The sequence below is a fragment of the Mucilaginibacter corticis genome (assembly GCF_007558865.1).
GTDB lineage: Bacteria > Bacteroidota > Bacteroidia > Sphingobacteriales > Sphingobacteriaceae > Mucilaginibacter > Mucilaginibacter corticis.
Map to the genome: position 1 here is coordinate 940,268 of NZ_VLPK01000002.1, position 25,244 is coordinate 965,511.

12 protein-coding genes are annotated in these 25,244 nt (G+C 50.2%); 4 read left to right on the plus strand and 8 right to left on the minus strand.

The features are described 5' to 3' along the window. The first annotated feature begins 38 nt into the window (after positions 1–38). Entirely contained in the window at positions 39–4,445 is a 4,407-nt protein-coding gene (locus FO440_RS14855; RefSeq protein ID WP_144249048.1) for a DUF3320 domain-containing protein, read from the plus strand. Here the strand turns inward: FO440_RS14855 and FO440_RS14860 are convergent. After that, positions 4,442–4,795 (minus strand): response regulator, encoded by a 354-nt coding sequence (locus FO440_RS14860; RefSeq protein ID WP_144249049.1) that lies wholly within the window; start codon positions 4,793–4,795, stop codon positions 4,442–4,444. The genes FO440_RS14855 and FO440_RS14860 overlap by 4 nt on opposite strands. A gap of 121 nt (positions 4,796–4,916) precedes the next feature. On the opposite strand from FO440_RS14860, the gene FO440_RS14865 reads away from it, so the two are divergent. The 3 genes from FO440_RS14865 (at position 4,917) to FO440_RS14875 (ending at position 16,336) form a co-directional block, all read left to right on the plus strand. Further along, positions 4,917–6,542, plus strand: coding sequence for a PAS domain-containing protein (locus FO440_RS14865; RefSeq protein WP_144249050.1), 1,626 nt, complete (start codon positions 4,917–4,919; stop codon positions 6,540–6,542). A gap of 107 nt (positions 6,543–6,649) precedes the next feature. Beyond that, complete coding sequence (locus tag FO440_RS14870) at positions 6,650–12,001, plus strand: hypothetical protein (RefSeq protein WP_144249051.1); 5,352 nt, start codon at positions 6,650–6,652, stop codon at positions 11,999–12,001. A gap of 21 nt (positions 12,002–12,022) precedes the next feature. Beyond that, a complete protein-coding gene (locus tag FO440_RS14875; RefSeq protein WP_144249052.1) occupies positions 12,023–16,336 on the plus strand; it encodes a hypothetical protein in 4,314 nt (1,437 codons plus the stop codon). Positions 16,337–16,387: 51 nt separating this feature from the next. On the opposite strand, the gene FO440_RS14880 is transcribed toward FO440_RS14875, so the two are convergent. The 7 genes from FO440_RS14880 to FO440_RS14910 all read right to left on the minus strand — a co-directional run bounded on the left by FO440_RS14880 (position 16,388) and on the right by FO440_RS14910 (position 25,243). Next, positions 16,388–19,582: an error-prone DNA polymerase gene (locus FO440_RS14880; RefSeq protein ID WP_144249053.1), complete on the minus strand. Its 3,195-nt coding sequence runs from the start codon at positions 19,580–19,582 to the stop codon at positions 16,388–16,390. Next, on the minus strand, positions 19,579–21,060 hold the full coding sequence (locus tag FO440_RS14885; RefSeq protein ID WP_246104227.1) for a Y-family DNA polymerase: 1,482 nt from the start codon (positions 21,058–21,060) through the stop codon (positions 19,579–19,581). The genes FO440_RS14880 and FO440_RS14885 overlap by 4 nt, the downstream gene beginning before the upstream one ends. Before the next feature lie 18 nt (positions 21,061–21,078). Then, positions 21,079–21,795 carry an ImuA family protein gene (locus tag FO440_RS14890; protein WP_144249055.1) on the minus strand — a complete coding sequence of 239 codons (717 nt, stop codon included), beginning with the start codon at positions 21,793–21,795 and terminating at the stop codon, positions 21,079–21,081. Between the two features lie 7 nt (positions 21,796–21,802). Further along, positions 21,803–22,189, minus strand: a complete 387-nt coding sequence (locus FO440_RS14895) for a hypothetical protein (RefSeq protein ID WP_144249056.1) — start codon at positions 22,187–22,189, stop codon at positions 21,803–21,805. A 92-nt stretch (positions 22,190–22,281) separates the two neighbouring features. Further along, positions 22,282–23,358: a DNA polymerase IV gene (gene dinB / locus FO440_RS14900; RefSeq protein WP_144249057.1), complete on the minus strand. Its 1,077-nt coding sequence runs from the start codon at positions 23,356–23,358 to the stop codon at positions 22,282–22,284. A gap of 15 nt (positions 23,359–23,373) precedes the next feature. Then, positions 23,374–24,273 carry a helix-turn-helix domain-containing protein gene (locus FO440_RS14905; protein ID WP_144249058.1) on the minus strand — a complete coding sequence of 300 codons (900 nt, stop codon included), beginning with the start codon at positions 24,271–24,273 and terminating at the stop codon, positions 23,374–23,376. Next, complete coding sequence (locus FO440_RS14910) at positions 24,245–25,243, minus strand: NAD(P)H-binding protein (RefSeq protein ID WP_144249059.1); 999 nt, start codon at positions 25,241–25,243, stop codon at positions 24,245–24,247. The genes FO440_RS14905 and FO440_RS14910 overlap by 29 nt, the downstream gene beginning before the upstream one ends. Position 25,244: the final 1 nt, after the last annotated feature.

A 25,244-nucleotide genomic window follows, 5' to 3' on the forward strand; every position in this document is an offset into this window, starting at 1 on the left:
GGACGGTTTTTGTTTGTTAATTGCTTATTTTTGAATGGATGAATGATTTGGTTAAGGGCCGCCTGGAGGCCTCGCGCAAGGAACTGCTGGACCTGGGGATGCGCAACCCGCTGTTAAATTACCGTACGCCAAAGGCGCGCGGTTTGCATATCGTTAACGAAAGATCGGTTCAAACTTACGATATTTTGGTGCGGCAGCAAAAAGCCATGACGTTTTTGCCCGCCGGCAATACGGAAACTTTGCCGGATACCAAACTGCAGACGGAAGAGGAGGAAGCAAAACTGCAAACCCGTTTGCTCAATACCTATTACTTTGCGCGAACAAGTATCGAAGAGCAGGGCGTCAATATCTTATACCTCGCTTTGGGCATGCTGCACTGGAACGATGGGGAGGAGGAGCGGCTCGCCCCCGTATTATTGATCCCGGTAGCTTTAGAACGCTCGAGCGCCCAGGAGCGTTTCCGGCTGAAATATACCGGCGCGGAGATCGGCGCGAATCTTTCCCTGCAAGCCAAATTGAAAACAGATTTTAATGTCGCATTACCCGACGTGCCGGAAGCGGATGAGTTTGACGTTCCCACGTACTTTAAAAAGGTGAAGGAGCAAAGCCTCCAGAACTGGACGCTGGATGAAGATGCCATTGAGCTGGGGTTTTTCTCCTTTGGAAAATTTTTGATCTACAATGACCTGGGCGCCATCGCTGCCAACGAAAATATCGTTTCGCTTTTTGAGACCGGTTTTCACGAAGATATTACCGAAGAGGAACAAGAGGACCGTGACCTGGATGAAGAAACCAACGCCAATGAATTGTTTCGCGTGGTAGACGCGGACAGTTCCCAGCTGCTGGCTATGCTGGCCGTCAATGAGGGCGGTAATATCGTGATCCAGGGCCCGCCCGGAACGGGTAAATCCCAGACGATCACCAATATCATCGCCAATGCCGTCGGCCAGGGAAAAAAGGTCCTGTTCGTAGCTGAGAAAATGGCCGCGCTCGATGTTGTGAAAAGAAGGCTGGATGCCCTGCAACTGGGGGAAACCTGCCTGGAACTCCACAGTCACAAAGCCAATAAACGGGAACTGCACCAGGACCTGAAACGGACACTGGAACTGGGCCGTCCGGCCAGCGTACAACTGGAACAGGAAAATGAATTATTATCGGCCTACCGCAATGAACTGAACGGCTATTGTGATGCGGCGAATGAACCGCTAGCAGGAAGCGGGTTGAGCGTGGAGCAAGTGATCGGCTACCTGCTCGGGTTGGGAAATGTGGCTAAAAAACTGGTGATCGATCAACTGGACAGCTGGGACGCTGCCCGGTTCCGCCTCGCGGAGGAATTCGCGGACAGGGTCGAAGCACGTCTCGGTACCACGGGCATGCCTGCGGACCTGCCGTTCTGGGGCAGTGAGCTGGCCCTGTTACAACCGCATGATAAAGGGCCGCTGCTGGAACAAATCAAGGCCGCCGCCAAAGCGTCAGCTGAAGCGGATCAGTTATGGGAGGAGATCAGGACAAAAACCGGTCTGCAATCCAAAGCGCAGCTGGAATCAGCGGCTGAGGCACCTGACCTATCCGGTTTAGCTGTTGCGGACGGGAACTGGCAACTGAAAGCGGCAGATATCAGGGAACTGATCCAAAATGGACAGCAGCTGGACACTTTGAAAAAACAATACGGCACGACGTTCATTGCGGAAGCCTGGTCGCAGGATATTCTGGAGATCAGGAAAAATATCGTGGCCGGCGGGAACAGCCTGTTCAATTTTTTATCCGGGGGGTACCGCCAGGCAAAAAAAGACCTGGCAGCGCTGCTGCGCGTCCCCATGCCGAAATCCGCCGAAGAACAGCTCCGACTGGTGGATGTGATCTCTGAGGTCCGGGGACTGGAAACACAAATGGCTAAAAACCTGTCGTTCATGGGCCCCTTGTTTGGCCAGGTGCGTGACTGGGATAAATTATCGGCTGCATCGGCTTATTTATCGACGCTTACGGATCAAAACGTCAGGGACTACCTGGAACAAAGGACTGGCGCTTCAGCGGCGGCATTCATTAAACAGTTGGCTGCAAAAGAAACCAGCTATGAAACGCTCAAAACAGCGGCGCTCCATGCTTTAAAAATAGCTACGGAGCCCGAATGGCAGCTTTGGACGGAACAATTTGATACCCTGCAAAAAGTGATCGACTGGAACCAGCTCAAAATACAGGCGCACGAAGCGGGCATGGATTTCCTGGTACGCACCGCGGAAGACTGGCCCGAAGCCCCGCGGCAGTTAAAAGCCGCCCTGCAAAAAACCTGGTACGAGCATTTAAGCAACCTGGCCTTCCGCCTGCGCCCGGAACTGAGCCGATTTGAACGTGCCAGCCACGAAGAAATTATCGGGAAGTTCAGGCGGCTTGACCAGCTCAATTTATATTACAACCGCGCACGGGTGGCGCTGAAACATTGGGAAGACATACCCAAAGGCAACGCGGGCGGGCAACTCAATATCCTCCGCACCGAATTCAATAAAAAAGCCAGGCATATGCCCATTCGTAAACTCGTAGGGGAGGCTGGTAAAGCCATGCAGGCCATTAAACCGGTATGGATGATGAGCCCCCTCTCCATCGCCAGCTTCCTCCCGCCGGGCGTCCTAGAATTTGACCTGGTGATCTTTGATGAGGCCAGCCAGGTCCGGCCGGTCGATGCCCTGGGCGCGATCGCCCGCGGCAAACAACTGGTGGTCGTTGGCGATACGAAACAATTACCGCCGACCAGCTTCTTTGATAAGCTGAACGCGGATGTCGAAGACGAAGAAAATGTTACCGCCGACCTGCAGAGCATCCTGGGCATGTGTGACGGGCAGGGCGCGCCAAGCCGGATGCTGAAATGGCATTACCGCAGCCGGCATGAATCACTGATCAGTTTATCCAACCACGAATTTTATGAAGACAAACTGGTGATCTTCCCAAGCCCGGGCTCGAAAGAAAGCATGGGCCTGAAATTTCATTACCTGCCCGATGCCATTTATGATCGTGGGAAGACCCGCAGCAACCCGCTCGAGGCGAAAGCGGTGGCCCGGGCAGTGTTCGAACATGCCAAAAGATCCCCGGAGCTTACTTTGGGCGTGGTGGCCTTCAGCAGCACCCAGGCGCAGGCGATCCAGCTGGCCCTGGAGGCGGAACGGAAACAGCACCCGGAGACCGAGGGGTTCTTCGCCGCGCACCCGAACGAGCCCTTCTTTGTCAAGAACCTGGAAAACGTACAGGGTGACGAACGGGATGTGATCATGATCAGTATCGGGTACGGCCGGACCGAAGACGGCAAAGTACCAATGAATTTCGGGCCGCTCAACAACGACGGCGGGGAGCGGCGGCTCAATGTACTGATCACCCGTGCCAAAATGCGTTGTGAAGTGTTTACCAATATTACCGCGGACGATCTGAAAACGACGGAGGCTACCAGGTTCGGGATCCGTGCCCTGAAAAACTTTTTATATTTTGCCCAGTTCGCCAAACTGAACGATCCGGAAAATTTAGCGGCAGAGAACCGCCCTTTTGAGGCGGAAGTGGCAGCACAATTGACCAAAGCCGGGTATATTGTCCGGGATAAGGTGGGCACGCCGGGCTTTTATCTTGACCTGGCGATAGTTGACCCGGATAACCCGGGACGTTACCTGCTCGGCATTGTTTGTGACGGCAGGGCTTATGCCAGCGCGCGGTCCGCTACGGACCGCGACCGCCTGCGCGGCCAGGTGCTGGAATTGTTCGGCTGGAATATTTACCGGGTCTGGAGCACGGACTGGTACCGGAACCCCGAGCAGGAACTGCAGCGCCTCACTGCCGCGATCGAACAGGCCCCTGTTCCCGAGCCGGAACCTGAGCCTTATGAATTTGCCAGGGTGGAGCATCCTGACGGGCAAACGGATACGGCTTACCAGGCAGCCATTTTAACTATTGATGAGCCCAAAGATTTGCAATTATACACGTTTGAGCAGCTGGCCGGCTGGATCAGCGAAGTCGTTCAGACAGAGAGCCCGGTGCACCTGGATGAAGTTATCCGGCGCATCACCGAAGCCAGCGACATCAGTCGTGCGGGCGCCCGGGTTAAATATACCATGACCCAGGCTGCACGTTACGCGGAACAAAACAACCTGGTTAAGTTAAAGCAAGAATTTCTTTGGCTGCCGGGTATGGAAACGCCGCCGGTCCGCGACCGCAGCAAACTGCCCGCAGCCTCCCGGAAGATAGCGCTGGTCGCCCCGGAAGAGATCTATGAGGCCATCCGGCAAGTAGTGGAAGGATCGGTGGCGATCACCGAAGAAGATACGATCCCGCTGGCAGCAAAGCGGCTTGGCTTTGCCCGCCTGACCGAGGAGCTCAAACAGGTATTGTCGGATGCCGTCGGACAGTGTATCCGCCGGGACATCCTGACGCACGAAGGCCTTTTGTTAAAATCGGCAGCTGATGCTTAAATATGTTTTTTAACGGTTTGGAGCAGCTGATCGATGGCAAACGGTTTCGCGATAAAATCATCGTAGCCGTAATGCCCGAGCGAATCCAGTACCCGGGAATGCGCGGAAAGGAAGATGACCGGCGTATGGCTGGTCAGCGGATCCTTTTTGAGCTGGGCGCAGAACTCACCGCCGTTGATCCCGGGCAGTAAAAAGTCCAGCAGAACCAGGTCGGGGGATAAGTCCCGGACAGTTTTCAAAATATCATCAACTGCTGAAAGGGTAGTTACCCGGTAACCTTCCGGTTCCAGGATGTCCCTGATCAGTTCCAGGATGTCCTCGTGATCGTCAACGATCAATATATGCTTCATAAGGGATTTAAACCTTGCAGCGGGCCTTTTGTTTGGTGCTTAATTATGAGGCTACCCGGAAAACAATTAAGGTTTTCATCGCTTGTCTATTGGTAGTTAGCGGGCTTGCGCCTTTTCAATCATGAAAGATTCCGATCAACGCCATCATTTAAAGGCTTTAAAGGCGCTTACTTTGTCGCTTGCCGGAATCAGCAGGCTGCAGAGTTCCTGTTGCCGCCTGCTCGCCTATATGATCCTGGATAAAACCGGGATCGGGATCAGTGAAAATACGATCAGGCGCATATTTGGCTTTGCGGTAAGTCAACCGCCGCCTTCGTCGTATGCACTGGACACGCTTTCCCTTTATTGCGGCTACTTAAGCTGGGATGATTTTTGCCGGCTCCAGTCTTACGGCTTTGCGCCGCAGCCGGATTTTTTTCCCTTGCTGGAAGTTTTGACGGACACAAATATCCCCACGGTGATCGTCGACGCGGAACCGGATGAATTTAGTGTATTGACCGCAAATAAAGCTTACCGGCAGCTTCTTCCTGAACAGCAAACAGAGCTTCGCGGATTACCCTTTTGGAATGCTTTCTTCCTGGAGAAAGAAGAGGGAAATGACAGCCTGTTGTTATTTGACGCGCTTTTGGAAAGCATCCGCAGCGGCCAGGTCGTGCAGGCACCGCTTTTACAATATGAGACCATCTCCCCGATAACCCATCTGAGCGAGACCAGCTGGTGGGAAATTCAAATTACCCCGGTAAGCGATGCGGGCACGGTAAAATTACTGGTACTGCATGTTCGTAATGTTACTGAACGGGTATCTTCCCGTTACGATATTGAAGAGGCGATCATGAAGGAACTGACCATGGCCGAAGACCTCGCGGTCAGCAATGTGAGGCTGAACAAGGCATTGGAAAGACTGGGTGCCAGCAATTACGAATTGTCACAAACAAAGCGGGAACTGCAGGCGCTCAACCATCACCTGGAAGAGCGGGTGCTGGAAAGAACGGACAAGCTTTTTGAAAGTGAGTCGCGGCAGCGATTGCTCATTAACAATGCCCCGGTGGCCATCGCTGTTTTAAAAGGGCCGGATCATATCATTGAAACGGCGAACCGGAAGATCATCACCTACTGGGGAAAAGATGATACAGTCCTGGGAAAACCTTTGGCGGAAGCCTTGCCGGAACTCGAAGGGCAGCCGTTCATCGAAATCCTGAATGAAGTCCGGCGTTCCGGGGTCCCCTACATCAACCCGGAATTAAGTGCCTGGCTGGAATATGACGGAACCATGCAAACGCGTCATTTTGATATGATCTATCAGCCGGTACAACACCACGAGGGTATTACGGACAGCATCTACATTATCGCGACGGATATTACGGATCATGTCAGGGCCAAACTTAGGTTGCAGGAATCAGAAGCCATGCTGCGGCTCGCCTTATCCGCGGTACGGGTCGGTTCATGGACCTATTGCCCGGAAACAGAAAACCTGGATTACAACTCCGTTTATGCGGAAATCCTGGGATGGGAACACGAGGCCCATTTAAATAAGGAGCTGGTTTTGGAACAGGTGGAGGAAGCGTATAAGGAAGAGCTGATCAATGCCACGCTGATCGCTATCGCAGATGGCACTGAATATGATGTAGTATACCCGATCAAAAGGTTCAATGACGGGGAGGTCATCCGGGTCAGGGAAAGCGGCAAAGCCAGCGGCCCCGGTTCCGGGAAAGAAGGGGTGATCTCCGGTATCATCCGGGAACTTTAAACATTAGGGCATAAGTAAATCAAATATTTCTTGGTAAGGAAAAAGGTTATCTATACATTTAGTTATTCTTAACTGTTTATAATTTAACCAATTAAACCTTGCCAGTTATGATCTCAACCGATTTAACCGATCTTCTCAATACCTTAACAGGCCAGTTACAGGTAAGTACACCACAGGAACAGCAATCCTTACAAGATGTACAGCAAACCCTGGCACAATCACTTTTGCAGCAGAACCTGGCCGGCCATTCTGCCGCTCAATTTAGTTTTGAAGGCGCAAACCTGTTAACCGCTAATAAGGCTGACTTTGCCGCGCTGACCCATATTGCAGAAACGGCGGTACAGGCCCACCAGGCAAGCGTAACCAATAACTTAAAGGTATTTAAGCGGGATGTTCCGTTGCGTACCGCCCAGCTAAGTAATAGTGTGCCTGCATGGGCGGCCGGCGCCAAGCTGGCACAAACTGCAGGCCCGTTTAAAGACATAAACGGCAAACAAAGCTGGTTTGATTTTTACACGGTTGAAAAACTGATCCCTTTATATATTAACGGACAGGCTAACCCGGTATTGCTTTTTAAGGCTGCATTACATGAAACGCTGATTCAAAAACTGTTGCACAGTGATATCAATATTACCAAACAGTTTACACTGGTTAAGGGCAGCATCTGGATAGCGGCGCATGTATTTGATAGTACAGCGCCGGTTGACCGGTATATCGGTTTACATGCTGCAAGCGGCAGTATAACCTTATCTGAAAATCCTTTCGAGCAGGGGACTAAATTAACGATCAATCCCGGCGTGACCATTCATGTTACGCTGCAATTAGATCAGCCTGCCGCTGCTGTTGCCAACACGTCGCCGTACGGTATTGATGCACGGGAAGCAACATACCTGCTACCATCTGTATTTGAATTTACGGTGAGTAACGGCAATTGCGTGATCAATAACATAGGTGCCCTATCCTGCAAAATGTACGGTCAAGCGCTTAATTTGGCATATAACCAACAAAAGCCCGCTTATAACCCGGCTTTGCAAAGTGTGTTTTTTCCATGCAATGCAGACGTTAGCACATTTGAAGCAGCGCAATGCCATAGTTCGTTTTTTACGTTGGATGGCAAGGCGGGCATAACTTTAACCGCCTGGGCGGTTGCGGCTGCTACCATTGATCTTATTAACCCCGTAGAAGCTGATGGCGGTGGTTATGTGGTAATTATCTGCAACGATGGCTTAACCGCATCATGGCAAAATTTAGACGGACAGGATATCGCCCTGAAAGTGCCTGCTATTATGGGCAACCCTGCACAGATCAGTATCATTGATATAGCCAGTAAAGGAACGGGGGTAACGCAATCTTTTGACCTTTGGGCCGATGCTCAAAATACTCATGGCACTACGCTTGATATCACCTATTTAAAACAGGCACTTTTCTTTTATGATACCATCAGCACCGGCAACGAAGCGCTGTTTACCTTCTGCAACGCTAATGTAAATATAGACCGCCCTGTCAAAGTAAACGGCGAAGCATTTGAGGTTCGTACTAAAAATTCACTGCTGCTACTGTCTGCTGACCAAACTAAAAAAGGCATCCTGTTATATGACAATGATATTTTAGCAGATAACCAGGTTGTTATTACGCAACAGCCAGTAATTAAACCTGTTGCATTGGCGTTAGATAACGCGCTACTGACCGTATCGCAGGTTAACGGGTGTTTTTTATCAGGCCAATGTGATGATTCATGGAGTACGGTTACCACCGGCAGTGTTGTGCTGGCTTTTGGTTTATTGTCCTACCTGCCTACGCTTCCTGATCCGTATGTCGCCAACCTTAATTTACTGGAGCGGCAATTTGAGGCTGCGCAAGCTAACGGGTTGCAGGGAGGGCGTCAAATATTGATGTGGTTGTACGGCGTAGTAACATTTAAACCGCAGGATGAAACGACCGATGAGGTAACGGTGGATTTCTATTTTAATACCACCCAACCTGCGCAAAAAGCGAAGATCGATCCTGACCATGTAAATACCGGAACAACTACTGTTGCAGACTATCAATTGGCAGGCATTTATAATGTTGTTAAAGAACAAACAACAACTAATGATTCCGCTCCCGCAGCTGCTTATATGAGAACGGAGATGGTGTCAAATAGGTTCAATTTTGGGGATATCTGGGATAAGCAGTTTGGTACCTTTAATGACGCTTTTGCATTGCTTGATGTGAGCAGTAACGCCAATCAGCTGGGGGTAAGCTTTGGTGCTTTTGGCAACCAGCGAATGGCTATGGTCAAAACAGCGGAAGTTATACCATTGGCAAATAACCAGGGAAGCCAGTTAAGTAATGTTTTCCCGTTTATTGTAGAGGGCCTGCAAATGAAAGCACCGTCGCGATTGGTCAGGTCATTTATGTTACCACAATTTGCCTGGGAGCCCGTATTTAATTTAACCGAGCCCCAACATGCAGACCCGTATGATGATACTTCGGCCACATTACCTATGGATCCGGAGCAGGGCTTTGAGTTTTTTGGTGACGATGGAGGTGCCACCAGGATCTTCAATACCAGCCTGAAACCTGTGGCATTGGCACCTTTGCCGCTTGTTGATTTTTTAGTTAATGATGCCCCAAAAAGCAAAACGGATAGTACCATTTCTTCCTTTACGCTTCCGTTTGGCCTAAAAGCGATCGGCGTGGTTGCTGCAAACCTGAAAGAAACCATTAAACCATACCTGGCAAACGCACAGCCACTATTTAAAAATGTAAAAGGTGGGGTGCAGATCAGTATGGTGGCCGGTAACCATGGTAAACCTGAACTAAACGGCATCCCTGCTGATAGTAATATGTTCCCTGGTTATACGGTACAATTAAATAATTTAGTTGATGACAGCGGCCCGACAGGCGCCAGTAACCTGGGCGATGTAGTTACCCGGATATTTAATACCGAATTTTTTATAGAACCGCTTCAGAACTCGGATAAGCTGGACGATTCGCGGGGTGTGCCGGTAAGCCGCATTGATTTTAGCGGGTATGGCGCCAGTTTGTTTAGTAATTGGCTAAGCCCGCAGGCTGCTATCGCGGCAACCAGCCAGGCTAAATTTGAAGCCATCGCAGGCCGTACCGCGCACGAGGTGATCCAGGTAAAGAGTATTCTTTATCCCTGGGGTATCCGTGTGGTACGTACCATCACTGTTTTCAGGGTAAGCACCGGTTATGTTTACCGGGTTGACAGCGGCTGGAAAGCAGAAAGCGACGGTAAGTTTGATTTCTCTTATAGTTATGTTGATATTAACGGCAATCCTAAAACCATTGATCAGCCGTACGAGATCCACCCCGGTACCATAGCCGGTTTATTTAACATCACCAACATCAAAGATGCGCCGGGTGTTGAACCCTATACCGCTAGCAACCACATCGCAAAGGGCGCTGTTTTTGTAAATGGGGTCATAGGCGAAGAACAGACAGCCACTAAAGATATTACCCAGGATGTACAATGCAGCGCTGTTTATTTTGACGCCGATGTCGCCATAGAAAATGTCATCATGGGACAAACTACTTATGGGGTAGTATCTAAAAAGATCCTGGGTTATGTGCAAACCGCGCCTACGGGTGTGCCGCTTACCGTAAGCCAGTTCAGGGGACTATTGCAAAAACAGGGCGGCAGCATGGGTGGTGACATTGATTGCGTTGTCGATATTAACAAAAGCGGCCAGCAAATGCGCCTTAACCGGTTTGATGTTAGCTCATCTGTAAACGCCGGTGGCGGTATCGCATTCGTGCTGGCCGCCCGCGGTCATGTGATCTTACCTAAGGATGGCAGCTGGGGTATGGTACAACACGCTGTTGGTACAGGCGAGGTTACGCCGCTTGCCGATGATGTTACAGTGCCGTTAATTCGTATAGGTAAATGGGTAAGAGATACAGTAATTGACATCAACGCGGTAAATAATAACCTGCTAAGGGTGGCCAACCCCGCTGATATTTTAAGGGATGTAAACGCGCAAACGATCAACTTCGGGTTTTTACAAAGTACGGCAACGCAAAAAGCGTTGTTTCTTACACCGGCTTTTGGTTTGGGCCAAAGTATCCTGATGAGTAAAACGCCGCCGGTATTTGCAGATGCTTACAGGTTAATGACCGGAAAAGGGATCTTCCCGAATATAGGCGATGCTGATACCGGTTTTGGCAAAGCAATGGCATTGGTGACCGGCGTTGATAAAAATGGAGCCAAGGTAACCGCATTTACCCAAAGTGTTTTGCAGGATGGCGGCAAAAAAGTCTGGGAACTGATGGAGGTGATCGCTGATGATCCAACCAATTTGCTTGCTCAAAAAGGCTTGGAATTATTAAAGAAAGGTGCAGGTGGGGTCATTGACAAGGCGTTGCATTTTGACGTGCCCCCGTTTGATATTCCGTTAATTGATATCGAAGGATTAAAGATCTACATACAATACAAAACCACGGATAAAAAAAGTGGCTCGACAGCTGATTCAAAAATAAATTATGATGTTTCTTCTTTCGCGTCCGCGATGGAGGATCAGTGGAAAAGCAAGCTGAATAATATTTCGATGGTGGTTGATTTAGGTTCGATGAAGAGTCTGATGACCATACAGGGAAATTTCAATGCTCAAAAAGGTACCGAAAGCGGCTATGCCGGTGCCGATGACGGCGAACCTGGCTTACCTGTACCTAAAATTGTATTTAGCGACGCGTTGCAGCCGGTTATCGATCTGTTACAGATCTTGCAGGAAATGGATACCGGTGATTATGCCGCGGCTTTAAAAAGCGGCCTGAAAATAGCCATGGGTAACAGCGGCGAGGTTTGGGATTATAAATTCGAGGCTACCAAAGAGATAGCGCTGGTTCGTTTCCCTATGGGCGAATTATACTATGAGCCAACCACACCGCTCAAACTGGAAGCCTCCATGAGTATCGGCGTATATTTTAACGCCGCGCTTAAAGTTACTACAGATCCTACACAATTATTACCTACGGCAGGCGCGTTCCTGCAGTTCCACGGCGGGTTATCCGTGATGTGTGTTTCATTGGCGGCAGCTACCATATACGCGGTAGGTTCTGTTGATGTACGCATTGGTTGTGACACCAAAGGTGGCCCGAGCCTTGACCTTACCTTTGGCTTTGGCGCGCAGATAGCGGTAGGTTTGCCGGTTGTAGGTAATGTAAGTGTACTGTACATGGTTGGCGTGCAAATGCATGCCGATACCGGCGACCTGAGCATTTCTGCCTTCCTGTTATTCAGGGGCCAGGCCGAATTGCTGGGTGGCCTTGTAGGTGTAACCATTACTATTGAAGCAAAAGGAACAATAGACAGGAGCGGGGATCCGGATAATCCTTCCGCAGATGACCAGACAACCTGTACTGCCGAGGTAACCTTTGCGCTTGATATCAGTATATTCCTGGTAATCGATATCAGTTTTGAAAAATCATGGAGCGAAAGCCGCCAGATCGCTTAACCCATTTTAATTAAAAAGATCATGGAAGAGAAAAAAAGATATACCCTGATGGTTTTCCCGCAAGGATTTGACGGTGAAAAGCTTTCCTTAAATATTGTACTTATACCGCGTAACCAGGACCCTTTCCTGCCGTTTGCGACAGGGCTGGCTGCACCAAATGATACCGCAGCGGCATTTGCAGATTTTGCACCGCAGTTTACCCTGCAGATAGTAGCCGGATTGGATGAATTTCCGCAGAGCAATGCTACTGCCGCAGGCAGTATACCGCATCCTATCCCGGTTGTTGTTAAAAATGCAGCTACTAAAAAACTTGAACTTCAAAAAATAGCGACCGCTTTCGCCGGTCGTATCAATCTAACAGGTTCTGACAAAGCTACCGCCACTGTTCCTGAAGCACAAAGCGTCAGCAAATATTTGCCGCTAAGCTATCGCAGTAGTTTCAATTTTACTACGCCGAGTCATGAAAACGCTAAAACAGACGATAGTTATCATTGTGCAATCCGCAGTAAACAAGCGCCTGTGGTAACAAGCAATGATGATAATGTTAGCTGGGGACAATTGTACGCTCATATTTTAAGACAGCCAAAACTGGCCGAAGTATGCGGAATGATCTACCAGGTCGAAGTATCTGTAAAAGACAACCCCTTGCTGTTTAAAAAAGGCTGCTACATCTATGCTGATATTGTAAATGCTGATTATCAGTCTATACAAAATATACTGCTTGAAAAAGATGAAGGCCCTTTTATTAAACGCTACGCTGCACGTATACCCAAGCTAACTTCTACAAGTCGCCCGGTTTTTGCACCAATGGTGTTCCCGGTGCTCTATAAAAAGTCAGGCGGGCCTGATCCTGACCCGCAAGGCGAATGGGATAAAATCTTTGCCGAGGTAAACGATTATAATGATGGCTACGCCAAAATTGTACACGCGGTACAACCGGTAAGCAGTAATTTGCTGGTTGAGGAACAGGACGGCGCACACCCGGTAAATGATGCCGGTATCCGTTTAGCCTGGGACGATGAACAATTGCTGATCTGGTATATCAGGCAACTGGCAGATAATCCTGTCGCTCCCGGCTCAAGGGTTGATGCCCCGCTGGGTGTAAACGGTTACCGCATTGACGTACGCGAAAATATCGCGGGGAAAAAATGGAACAGCCTGAACAAAGTAAAGTTAAATAAGCAACTTACAAACCACCTGCAGGATATCAGGGAAGAAGATACAACCATTGAGCTGCCTTACCAGGTTTATCCCACCAAATTTCAGCAAAGCGCGGGTGCAGGGTACTGGCTGCCCATGTATTTTACCAATTGGATAGGTAAGAGCCTGGTGATAAAGGATGTTGACGCGATAAAAATATACAGGAACGACTCGGCCAAAGGGGGATTGAAAGACCCGACCGACAGGAGTGTGGATGCCAATAAACTGTATGACGAGGTGCCATCTGAGGCTAAATTGTTGTACGGTCATAGTTACCAGTTCAGGGTTCGTTTAATGGATATCAGCGGCGGCGGCCCTGTAATTGAAGATCCGGATAACGGGCCGTTCAATAAATCATCTTCAGCGGTAACCACGCCATTATTATTTAAAAGATATGTAGCGCCTGGCTTGCTGCGTATTACGCAGCCTGACGATATCTATAACCTTAAAACCACTTATTATAACGAAACTATAGCGGCTGATAATTCGAGCATTTTTGCAGCTAACCCGGTAATTACGATTAACCGGCCCTTGCTTAGCTACCCGGCAGTTGTTTTTACAGGTAAATACCAGGCTAAGGGACTTGACCCGGTACAATTATTAATAGCGGCTACCGGCGCAGGCGATGGCAATAATGTAGCCGGTATTGCTGATCCTGATGTGACCAAAGTAGAGATAAAAGTGGAAGTGGAAACGCTGCGCATGGATAATTTATTAAGCGACAGTGGTACCGAAAACTATATTACGCTTTACAAGACCTTCCGTAATTTTTCAGAAGATTTTGATACGGCTTTGAATTTGCCTGTAAAATTCATCGATGTAAACGTGCTTGACCTGGGTAAAATTGATCCTTTCGGCGACCCGCAATACAACCAGGCCGCATTGGATGCAATGCAAGAGATCATACTACCAACAGCCCGGAAAATACGAGTCAGCGCCCGTTCAGTTTGTGATGGCGATGAAACTTATTTTGGCTTTGTGAGCGACGGGACAGACCCGGCTAAACTTGACCCGGATCATCTGCTGGATAGTCGTTACAGCAAACCAATACGGTTCTTATTCTATAAAGAATCCAGTGTGGAGACCGACCTGCTGCAGCAAAAAGATAATATCCCAGCATTGCAGAGTATCTATTTGCAACCCGACCCGGTATTTGTTAACAATGGTACCATCGCCAACCGTTTTTTGGTACGCGAAAAAGAAAGCCAGATGCCCGACATTGTACAGCGGCTGGCGCAACAATTAGGCGTAACCTGTAATGGGTTGACGCTGGTTGCTAAAAAAGGAGAGCGGATCGTATTCGGGTGCAGTAACAAGATACGTCATCATTTATCGCCCGACCATAGCAGTATTACCTTTTCGTCAAAGGCCGACCTGAATAACCATTGGCTGGGTTGTCTCACTTATTCGCTTAATCGTGATTGGGCCTGGGACGCTTTACAGGATGTAAGTTTCCAAATTGGCCGTACTAAAAAATTTAAACGTCAGCTAGAGTCAGACCCTATAGAAGAAATAGCTGTATTAGGTGATATAGAGATCAAACACTCCGCGTCATTTGAAGCACTGCTGCCTGACACCTACAGCGAAATAGATCGTAAAAGTTCGACACTGATATTTATCGACGCTATTGAGCCTAAGGATATACTGACCGATAGCGGCGTTCCGCGATTTCCGGATGAGGTAGTAGTTGACTATACCATCAAACCTGTGTTTAAATCAAATCACGCAACAGGAGGCACAACACCTGTTACTATTGATGAATTGGATCTGCCGACTACGATAAACCCTGTGCAGACGCCTGTTATTGTAAGCGCGGGCATAGCCTTGTCGCCTTATGTACAAAATGATAAGTATAGTGCGACTTCGCCAAGGCAGCGGTACTTGTGGATAGAACTGGCAGAGCCTGTCGCTGACCCGCATGATACTTTATTTTGCCGGGTGCTGGCCAATGCTCCCGATCAGTTATTAAGCAATAATGAACGTGACCTGATGACGGATGTGCCAGAGGAATTGCCTTTAGCGATAGATCCTGAATATATCCGTGTAATCACCCCGGGGCAATCAGATACCCGGGATGGTTTAAGCGCGATGCAGCCGATGGAAATGTCAGAAGATAAGATCCATTATTTGCTGCCATTGCCCCCGGGACTAAATCCGTCCAGCGCCGAGTTGTTTGGTTTCTTTACCTACGAATTCAGGATAGGACATACCCACTGGACCGACCGTGACGATAATTTGTGGAGCACAGCGCAGGGCAGGTTTGGCAGGCCCTTACGCCTGGCCGGCGTGCAGCATCCTGCGCCGCCGTTGCTGTGCAATGTCAACAGGGATAATGATCGGTTATCTGTAAACGCGCCTTATGCCCAGGCCGTACATAACGGGCGGGATGTAACCAGCAGGCCGCCACGCACCATGTTGTATGCATTGCTTTATACCCAGGTGCGAAGAGCCGACGGGGGCAATAATTACCGGAATATCCTGCTTGATCAAAAGATCATGCACCGAACCTTGTTAACCGGAATTTACGGGACAACCAGCCATTTAAACGATCCGTTGACAGGCCGGGAAACAACTATCGGCCTGAAGGAAGACAGCGGTTTGATAGAAGACAGGATCGCAAAGGCAAAAACCGGCCTTAGTTTAAAGGAGGTTAAAGATTTAATTGCAGGTATTGACACGACGCCAGACAATACCATAAACATAAATGAACTTAGAGAAGAAAACGGGGATGTTTTAGGGCAGACGCTCAAACCAAATACAGAATTGCTGACGCAGCTTAAGGCGGCTGCAAGTATTATTAAAGATCTGCCAGCAACCGCATCGACGTTTTGGCAGAATACCCTGATACAGCAAAAAATTGAACTATTGGGGCTTCCTGACGACGCGCCATTGAGTGTGCTGGTGGTTGAGGTGTTTGACCATATTACCAGTACAGACGAACTGGTAACCGAAACAAGAACCAACCTTGGCGCTTACCAGTTTGCAGCGCGAAGTGAGGTTTACAATGACGAAGACGCCGCGATTAACCAGGTTATCACCGATAAAGGGGCGCTTTCAGGTAACCTGGGGGAATACCGCATTTTGCGTACCTCACCGTTAACCGAAGTGCCGTTTGTATGCTGTCCGGCTTGTTGAAATAGGTTAAAATAGCTGATCCTTAGTAAAAATTGAGTGAAAATTATCAAATCAATGAAAATTCCGCCCTTTATGGATAGCGGTTTCTGCCGGAGACGCGGAGCGTCCGTCATAGTTGACCGGTTGCGTGGTTTCATCACCGCGGGCCAGGGTCTGCGGCATATCCCGCTCCGTTAAAGTCCGTAATAAAGCACTCAGGTTGAAACACTGCCGGACGATGACGTGGATCACCCCGCCATCACCGATCTGTACCTTACCTGCGGCCATCAATAGTTTGGATTGCACGATCTCTTTGCGGTACTTGTCAAAAAGCTGCTGCCAAACGACCAGGTTGGCGGAGCCGGTCTCATCTTCCAGGGTCATAAACAATACGCCTTTGGCCGTTCCGGGACGCTGGCGCACGGTGATCAGCCCGGCAAGCCGCACATGATCCCCATCTTTGTAATGGGCCAGGTCACTTACTTTCACGTTGCGTAAACGGGAGAGTTCGGGACGCAGGAGGTCGACAGGGTGGGCTTTCAGGGAGAGCCCTGTCGCGATATAATCTTCTACGACGTGTTCTCCCAGGCTCATCGCCGGCAGCGGAACCTGCTCTTCCAGCACGGTTTCCGAGACCTGCCCTTCAAATAAGCCGGCCGGCCGGTCAGCCAGGGCCGCTATTTCCCAGAGTGCCATTCGCCGGTCAGCACCCAGCGAGCGGAAAGCATCCGCGTCCGCCAGTTTTTCCAGCGCCGCCTCCGGCACGCCGGCAGTGCGGAGCTGATCAATGTGCAGGTAGCCCGGGTCCCGCATGGTTACCAGTGTAAGCATATCGGTTTCCCGCAGCCCATCCACTTGCCGGAAACCCAAACGCACCGCGAAATATTTACCGCCTTTCTTTTCCAGGCTATTGTCCCATTGGGAATGATTCACATCTACTGGCAGTACCTTGACACCATGTTTTTGTGCATCCTGCACCAGTTGCGCGGGTTGATAAAAGCCCATGGGCTGGCTGTTGAGCAAAGCTGCTAAAAAAACATCCGGGTAATAGTATTTCAGATAGGAAGAAGCGTAGACCAGAACCGCGAAAGAAGCCGCATGGCTCTCCGGGAAACCGTAGCCCTCGAAACCCTGTAATTGCTTGAAGACACGCCGCGCAAACTCTTCTTCATAGCCCCGTTCGAGCATTCCCTCCACCATTTTTGTTTCATACATGTGCAATTTTCCGTTGGCTTTAAAGGAAGCCATGCTGCGGCGCAATTGATCGGCTTCGGCAGGAGTAAAACCTCCGGCAACGATCGCGATCTCCATGGCCTGCTCCTGAAATAAGGGTACACCCAGGGTACGCCCCAGGATATCTTCCATCTCTTTGGATGGATAGCTTACATGTTCCAGTTTCATGCGCCGTTTTAAATAAGGATGCACCATGCCGCCCTGGATGGGCCCCGGGCGGACAATGGCCACTTGTATGGTAAGGTCATACGCGTTACGCGGCCGCAGGCGTGGCAGCATGGACATTTGCGCGCGGCTTTCGATCTGGAATACCCCGACCGTGTCGGCCGCGCAGATCATGTCATAGACCAGTTCATCATCCTGCGGGATAGTGGCCAGCGTCAGCTTCCTGCCATACCATTCTTCCACCAGTTCAAATGCCTTGCGGATCATGGTGAGCATGCCCAGGCTCAGCACGTCTATTTTCAGAATCCCCAGATCTTCCAGGTCATCCTTGTTCCACTCGACCTGTGTGCGGTTTTCCATGCGCGCGTTGAGGATGGGGCAGAAATCGGAAAGTTTTCCTTCGGTGATCACAAAGCCGCCCGTATGTTGTCCGAGCTGGCGGGGGAAGCCGATCAGCTGGTTGGTCAGTTCCAGTACCTTGCGGATATGCGGATCCTCGGGGTTGATGCCTTGTTCCCGCAGGCGCTTCTCATCAAGGCCTTCATCGCGCCAGTCCCAGACCGTGGCGGTGAGCCGGTTAATGGTATCTTCGGAAAGCCCCATCGCTTTACCCACGTCACGGATCGCGCCCTTATAATGCAGCTGGGTAACCGTCGCGACGATCGCGGCCCGGTCGCGCCCGTAATCGTTATAGGTAAACTGCATGATCTCTTCGCGGCGCTCATGTTCATAATCCACATCGATATCCGGCCATTCGTCGCGCGCGTCGGACATAAAACGGGAAAAAAGCATCCGGGAATGCTCAGGATTGACCGCGGTGATCCCCAGGCAGAAACAAACCGTAGAATTGGCCGCAGAACCCCGGCCCTGGTGCAGGATACCCAACTCTTCGGCCCGCTGCGTTTGTTTATAGACCCGCAGAAAATACCAGGCAATGCCGCGACGGGCGATAAATGCCAGCTCAAACTCGATTTGCTTACGGTGTTTTTCCGGTATGGGGTCACCGAACCAGGCCAGCGCTTTTTCCCAGGTCAGCTTTTCCAGCCGCTCCTGCCGGGTCAGTCCGTTCACCAGTTCCTCTTTTGGTGCCAGGTATTTGAGTTCGTCCAATGAAAAAATACAGGCATCAGCAATTTGCGCCGCATTCATTAATGCTTCGGGATAAGCCCGGAAAAGCCGTTCCAGTTCTTCTGTGGATTTTAAAAAGCGTTCGGCATTGGGGTGCAACTTAAAGCCGGCATTGCCGATCGTACACTTTTCACGCGTACAGGTTAACAGGTCCTGCAGTTCCCGGCGTTCGGGAGTATGGTAATGCACATCGCCGGCAGCGACGAGCGGGACGCCGGTTTCCTTTAAGCGGTATAAAAGCTTGGCATCCCGGCCCTGGTAATTAAACGAGGCGGCGATATATAAAGACCGGCCAAACCGGGAGCGGTATTCAGCGAGGTCCGCCAGAAAATCCCGGTCCAGTTCAAAGCGGTTGTTAAGTTTTTCGGGGGGCACCACAGCAAATAGCATGCCTTGGGCGTATCGGTAAACATCAGCTTTGCTTAACACGCATTTACCTTTTTCAGTGCGCAGGTTACCTGAGGTCAGCAAAGCGGATAAACGCCCGTAAGCTTCCCTGTCCTTGGGATAGGCCAGTAAACTCGCGCCGTCTTCCAGGTCCAGGCGGGCGGCAGGGATGAAACGAATCCCCGATTTTTTGGCAGCCATGTGCGCACGGACGACCCCGGCTAAAGTATTTCGATCGGTGATGGCAATGGCTGAATAGCCCAAAGCAGCCGCCTGTTCCACCAGTTCCTGCGGATATGAGCCTCCGCGCAGGAAGCTAAAGTTAGAGGTTACCTGTAAAGCGGCGTAATTCATGCAAAATAACCATGTAAATACCAGCGGGCATCGCCGCCATCATAATGACCCGAACGGAAAAGCCAGTAACGCTGCCCGGAATCGTCCTCGACGATATAGTAGTCGCGGTGCGCCCCGCTGTCCTGCCACCATTCCCGACCGATACGTTCCGGCCCGTCCGCTTTGGCGATCGTATGGCGTTTACCCTGGTAAACAAACAATTTAGGGGGATGGTCGGGCACCAGGGCCATGACCTCGATACTTTCCGGCACGGGAAGTAAACGGATCGGCCGGGGCAATTCCGGCCAGGCGGTTTCCGGTTGTTCGGTCAATGAGGCGGCCAGTTTGACCGAACGCTCCGGCCAGTGATTTTCAGCCGGTAAAAAACGTTGTATCGCCTCAGCGCCCACTTTACCGGCGATCCGGTCCAATAACTCCGCTAATGCTGTATCGGCCAACCCTTTGGACTCCGCCCAAAGCTGTTCCTGTATCACTTCCATTTGCTCTGTGCGCAGCGCTTCCATAACAAATAACTCGATACCGAGTGCCGGTTCGATCTTGTCGATCTGCAATGTAAATAAGCGCAGTAAGTGGGAAACGCTATGCGTGCCTTTCGTGGTGCTAATACCTACTTGGACTTTGCGCCCGTCAATACGATGGCATTTTAGCACCGCTTTCCGGACACCCAGGCCCTCTGCCTGCAAACGCAGGCAAAGCATTTTTAATAAATTTTCGATGGCGATCGTTATACCCGGCACGGTACGGATCGGTTCCAGGGAAGGCAGGCGTTCCATGAACGGTACGGGCAGCACTAAAACTTCCAGGTATTCTTCCACCTGTCCCAGGGCCTGGCCGATCCGTAACAATAAACCGGGACCGAACCTGCGGCGCAGGCTTTGGGGTGCAATAGTCAGCAGCGGTTCAATATGCTCAAAACCCAGTTTTTTCAATTTCTCCAACGCTTCCGGCGCTAAACGTAAAGCCGCGGGGGGTAAACCCGCAACAGCCGCAGCCTGGGCGCCACCGGCAACGATCGGCTGGCGCAGGGCAAAGCGCGCCACCGCCCAGGCAGCACCCTGAGTATCGGCGATCGCGGCACGGGCGTCAAAACCCGCTGCCCGCAGTTTGAGTACGATCTCTTTCAGGTATTCCCGCTCTCCGCCCCATAAATGCGCGCAGCCGGAAATATCAAGCATCAATCCGTCCGGCAGATCAAGCGAAACAACCGGTGTATAGCGGATACAGCCCAAGCCGATCAACCGCAATAATTTAGCAGCCTGGCCCGGCACTTCATTGATTGCCAGCAGCCCCGGTACCGCCGCACACGCGTCGGCCAGGGCCATACCCGTAAAGGCGCCTTCCTGTTCTGCCCACGCGCTCGCCGCGCTGATGACGACCCTGTTTTTAACGGATGCGACGACCACAAAGGCAAGCGCTTTCAGTTCAGGCCGCCGGCGTGCCAGCCCATCCGTCAGTAAATGACGGAACCAGATCGACATGTATCTTTTTTGCATCGCTCAGCCGGCCTGCCTTTCTTTCTGGTTTTTATAGGCTTCAAGGGGTACAAAATGACCGTCCTGCCATTCCAGCGACCAGCTGCCGGTTTGCCCGTTGCGTACTTTCAGCAGATCTGCCTGCCAGCAAAAAAAGCCCAGGCCCGGTAAACCATTTAATGCCGTACTTGGTAAAGATCTAATTTGCCAGCGGGCCGCACAGGCGGTGGAACTCAATTTAACCGCATTCCGCAGGATAAAACCGGTTACCCGGCTGTTTTCCACCGCGCGCTGAAAACGCTGCGATTGTTTAAAATCCATTTCCCGCAGTTCACCTACCACGGCGGTCAGCCCGGGACATTTTAAGGCTTCTTCCATTACCCATAGTGTATCCTTGTCCTTATGCAGGCTGATAAAGATCACCTGGTGCGGCGCTACGCCAAAAGTCGCCAGTGCCGGAGCGAACAAGCGCCTTGCCCGTCCTACCCAAACACAAACGCCGCCCGGTTGCAGCAGCAGCGACAGGATGCCGGTAACAAAACCGCCCGAAGCGGCCGCTTGCTCATGGCTGGCACAAACCAGTTCATGAACGCTGTGTTGAGGGAAAACCCCTTGCGGAAAAGCAGCCTCAAGGGGTCCCAGGCCTAATTGCGCGCGCTGTCCGGGAAGGGGAGGTTTATATCCTTCCCAGCCCAGTAGTTCTTGCCGCAATTTGCTGATTACCTGTTGTTTGCTTTCCATTAATACATCAGTTTAAGACAGGAGCGGGATAAGGCGGCACAAATAAATTCAGCCAGATTTTTAATTGGGTGCTCATGTGCTGACTAATCGCCGCGCCGATTTGCTGTAATTCGGCGGCATGCAGCGGGCTCCGGTAATCCGGGTCCCGGATTTCATCTGTTGCATTGTTAAAAAGGCACAGGAAACCGGAATTCTCTCCAAGCCGGACACGCCGGTCATACCAGGTGCCGTTTTCCAGTTGCACGATCAGCGTACAGATCTGTGTTTCGTTAAAAAAAGAAAGCTCGAACTGCGGACAGGCAGGAAGGTCCCATTGGTCACAGGAAACAGGTTCTACATGAACCGGCGTCAGGCCCCGGCCCAGTTCTGCATCTATATAAAATTCTGTTATCATGATTATGAAAAATAAATACAAACATAATGCTAAAAATATTAGTATTTCAAATGGTGTGGAGAAAAATATCGCGACTATGCGCGTTTGACGATTTAAAACATCTTCAGCTGGTCGGGGGCATTGCCGAAGTTAGACAGGCTGATACCCAATAACCTGACACGCTGCCCCTCCTGGATTGTTTCTGCTAATAATTGGATGACAGCAGTTTGGATCGCTTCCGTACCTGCTAAGGGGGCCGGGTAGGAGCGGCTCCTGGTAATCAGTTTGAAATTACTGTATTTGATCTTCAGGGTGATGGTGCGGCACTGCAGGTTCTTTTGGATGAGCCGGCGATGGACGGTCATGGAAAGTTTTTCCAACTCCTTTACCATTTCTTCCTGTAAAGTAAGATCATGGGCAAAGGTATCTTCCGCAGCCAGGGATTTGGTTTCACGAAAAGGTTGTACCGGCCTGTCATCAATACCCCTTACGATCTGGTAATAGAATTTGCCGGCCTTACCGAAATTCCCGGTTAATTCATCCTCACCCAGTTTTTTCAGGTCCGCGCCATTAAAAACACCCAGCTTACGCATTTTGCCGGCGGTAACTTTTCCGATCCCATGAAACTTTTCGATTGGCAGCTGTTCCATAAAAGCGGGGATGGTGGAAGGGCCTATGAATTTGAGGCCGTCCGGTTTATCCAGGTCCGAGGCGATTTTAGCCACAAACTTATTTACAGAAACACCTGCCGAAGCCGTTAAATGTAATTCATCCCTGATGGCTTGTTTGATCTGCCGTGCGATTTCCAGCGCGGAGCCTATGCCGGGTTTGTCATGGGTCACATCGAGGTACGCCTCATCTAACGATAAAGGTTCTACCAGGTCCGTGTAACGGCTGAAGATCTCCCGGATCTGCACTGATACTGCTTTATATACATCAAACCTTGGTTTGACGAACAGGACTTGCGGGCAAAGTTGTAAGGCTTGTTTCGAAGGCATCGCGGATCTGATGCCGTACAGCCTTGCTTCATAGCTCGCGGTTGCGACCACACCGCCTCGGCCTTCGGGTAAGCCACCCACGACCAGGGGCTTTCCGCTCAACCTTGGATCATCCCGTTGCTCTACGGACGCGTAAAAAGCGTCCATATCGATATGAATGATTTTTCGGTAAGGCGGCAAAACATTCGTCATGGTTTACATGTGAATTTAGTTAAATGAGGCCCGGAATGCCAGGGGCGATTGGTTGGTTTTATTTTTAAAGAGCTTGCTGAATGATTGGAGATGTTCAAAACCCAATGTATAAGCGATCTCCGAAACTGACAGGTCAGTCGTACTCAGTTTTTCCTTGGCTTTCTCAATAAGTTTATCATGGATATGCTGCTGCGTATTTTGACCGGTCAGCGTGCGCAGCATACTGCTCAGGTAGCTGGGCGAAACATTTAAGTTTTCGGCTAAGTAGGCAACCGTCGGTAGCGCAACTATATCATTCGTAAAGTAATCATTCAATAGCTTTTCCAGGCGGTCGAGTACCTGGCTGTAATTCTTTTTACGGGTCAGGAACTGGCGGTGGTAATAGCGCTGCGAATAGTTGAGCAGGGTTTCCACATGCGACAACATGATATCCTGGCTAAAATTATCGATATTGCCCACATATTCCTGCCGGATATCCTCCACCAGGCTATTGATCTTAGCCTGTTCCTTTTCTGTCAAAAACAAGCCTTCATTGACCGCGTAATCAAAAAACTCGTATTGTTTAATGTTTTTGCCCAATGTGGTATTCCATAAAAAGTCCGGATGAATGAGCAACAAAAAACCCGATGGTGCTTCCGGCATCTCAACCATCTTTTCAAAACTCAATACTTGTTTGGGCGCCATAAAAAATAGCAGGCTCTCATCATAATCCCGGATATGCTGCCCGTATTTGAAAGTCACCCCCTTCATCCGTTTGAGCCCCATGAAATAAAAGTCAAAAGTTACACTGGCACCATGAACTACCGGCAAAGCCAGTCCGTCCAGCGTCACCACGCTGATCAGGGGATGCTCGGGTTTTGGCAAACCCAGGTGGCGGTGGTACTCACTAATCGTTTTGATCCGGTGCGGCTTCATAAGCTTTGACAAATTCGGGTAAATAACTTTCCAGTTTCGTTGGCGCTAATTTAGGCCTATGTGCGTAATAATCCGTATATAACTCGCCGCGCCTTCCGCTGGCACCCATATCCACGATCCCCAGGGCAATACTCGGGTTCAATTTGTATTTCACCAAAGTATCTTTGAGCATCTTATCGGATATCGTGCCCCATTTCAGATAGGGCTTTCCAATGGCCTTACCGATCTTAGCCGCCACCTCATCGCAAGTCAGTTCCTCGCTGCAGATATAACGGATCGGCCGGCCGGAAAACGGCAGCTCCATTTCTTCCGCGATCACGGTCGCAATATCCAAGGGCGACACCAATAGATTCATCACCTTGCCACCATAATTCGACACGATCACCCCGCGTTTACCGCTCAATAAACCGCCTAAACCATAATTGCTCAGCGCCATAAAAGCGCCCACAAATCCCTTGCTCAGTTGTTTGATCATCGGTGCGTTATCCAACAGGTTATAATAAAAGCCCACCGGGCGCATAAACTTAACAGAGACGTCAGGAGGTAAAGAACCTAATATTTTTTCCGCCTCAAAATGAAATGCCAATAAACCGACACCCTCGTTTGTATGGGCGCCGATACTGCTTAAATGGATCACTTTTTTAATGCCGTTTTTCTCAATGGCGTTTTTATAATTGGTCACAATTTTCTTTACCTTATCGACCATCACCTCCAGTGTAAAATCATCACCGGTCATCAAATGCCGGCCAATAATTTCCATACAATAAACGACTTCTGCACCGACAAACGCACCCGCGATAAACTCCGCGTCTTCCATTTGCCCGATCAGCGCCTTAGCGCCCAATGCTTCAATCTCCTTTTTTCGTTCAGCCTTACTACTGATCACGGTCACTTCGTGGCCTCCAGCCAAAAGCTGAACGGCTAATGGTTTGCTGATATGTCCCATAGAACCTGTTAATACGATTTTCATA

Excerpts from the sequence above, each read along its gene's own strand:
- FO440_RS14855 (WP_144249048.1), top strand. The coding sequence starts at position 39 with ATGAATGATTTGGTTAAGGGCCGCCTGGAGGCCTCGCGCAAGGAACTG.
- FO440_RS14860 (WP_144249049.1), bottom strand. The coding sequence starts at position 4,795 with ATGAAGCATATATTGATCGTTGACGATCACGAGGACATCCTGGAACTG.
- FO440_RS14865 (WP_144249050.1), top strand. The coding sequence starts at position 4,917 with ATGAAAGATTCCGATCAACGCCATCATTTAAAGGCTTTAAAGGCGCTT.
- FO440_RS14870 (WP_144249051.1), top strand. The coding sequence starts at position 6,650 with ATGATCTCAACCGATTTAACCGATCTTCTCAATACCTTAACAGGCCAG.
- FO440_RS14875 (WP_144249052.1), top strand. The coding sequence starts at position 12,023 with ATGGAAGAGAAAAAAAGATATACCCTGATGGTTTTCCCGCAAGGATTT.
- FO440_RS14880 (WP_144249053.1), bottom strand. The coding sequence starts at position 19,582 with ATGAATTACGCCGCTTTACAGGTAACCTCTAACTTTAGCTTCCTGCGC.
- FO440_RS14885 (WP_246104227.1), bottom strand. The coding sequence starts at position 21,060 with ATGTCGATCTGGTTCCGTCATTTACTGACGGATGGGCTGGCACGCCGG.
- FO440_RS14890 (WP_144249055.1), bottom strand. The coding sequence starts at position 21,795 with ATGGAAAGCAAACAACAGGTAATCAGCAAATTGCGGCAAGAACTACTG.
- FO440_RS14895 (WP_144249056.1), bottom strand. The coding sequence starts at position 22,189 with ATGATAACAGAATTTTATATAGATGCAGAACTGGGCCGGGGCCTGACG.
- dinB (WP_144249057.1), bottom strand. The coding sequence starts at position 23,358 with ATGACGAATGTTTTGCCGCCTTACCGAAAAATCATTCATATCGATATG.
- FO440_RS14905 (WP_144249058.1), bottom strand. The coding sequence starts at position 24,273 with ATGAAGCCGCACCGGATCAAAACGATTAGTGAGTACCACCGCCACCTG.
- FO440_RS14910 (WP_144249059.1), bottom strand. The coding sequence starts at position 25,243 with ATGAAAATCGTATTAACAGGTTCTATGGGACATATCAGCAAACCATTA.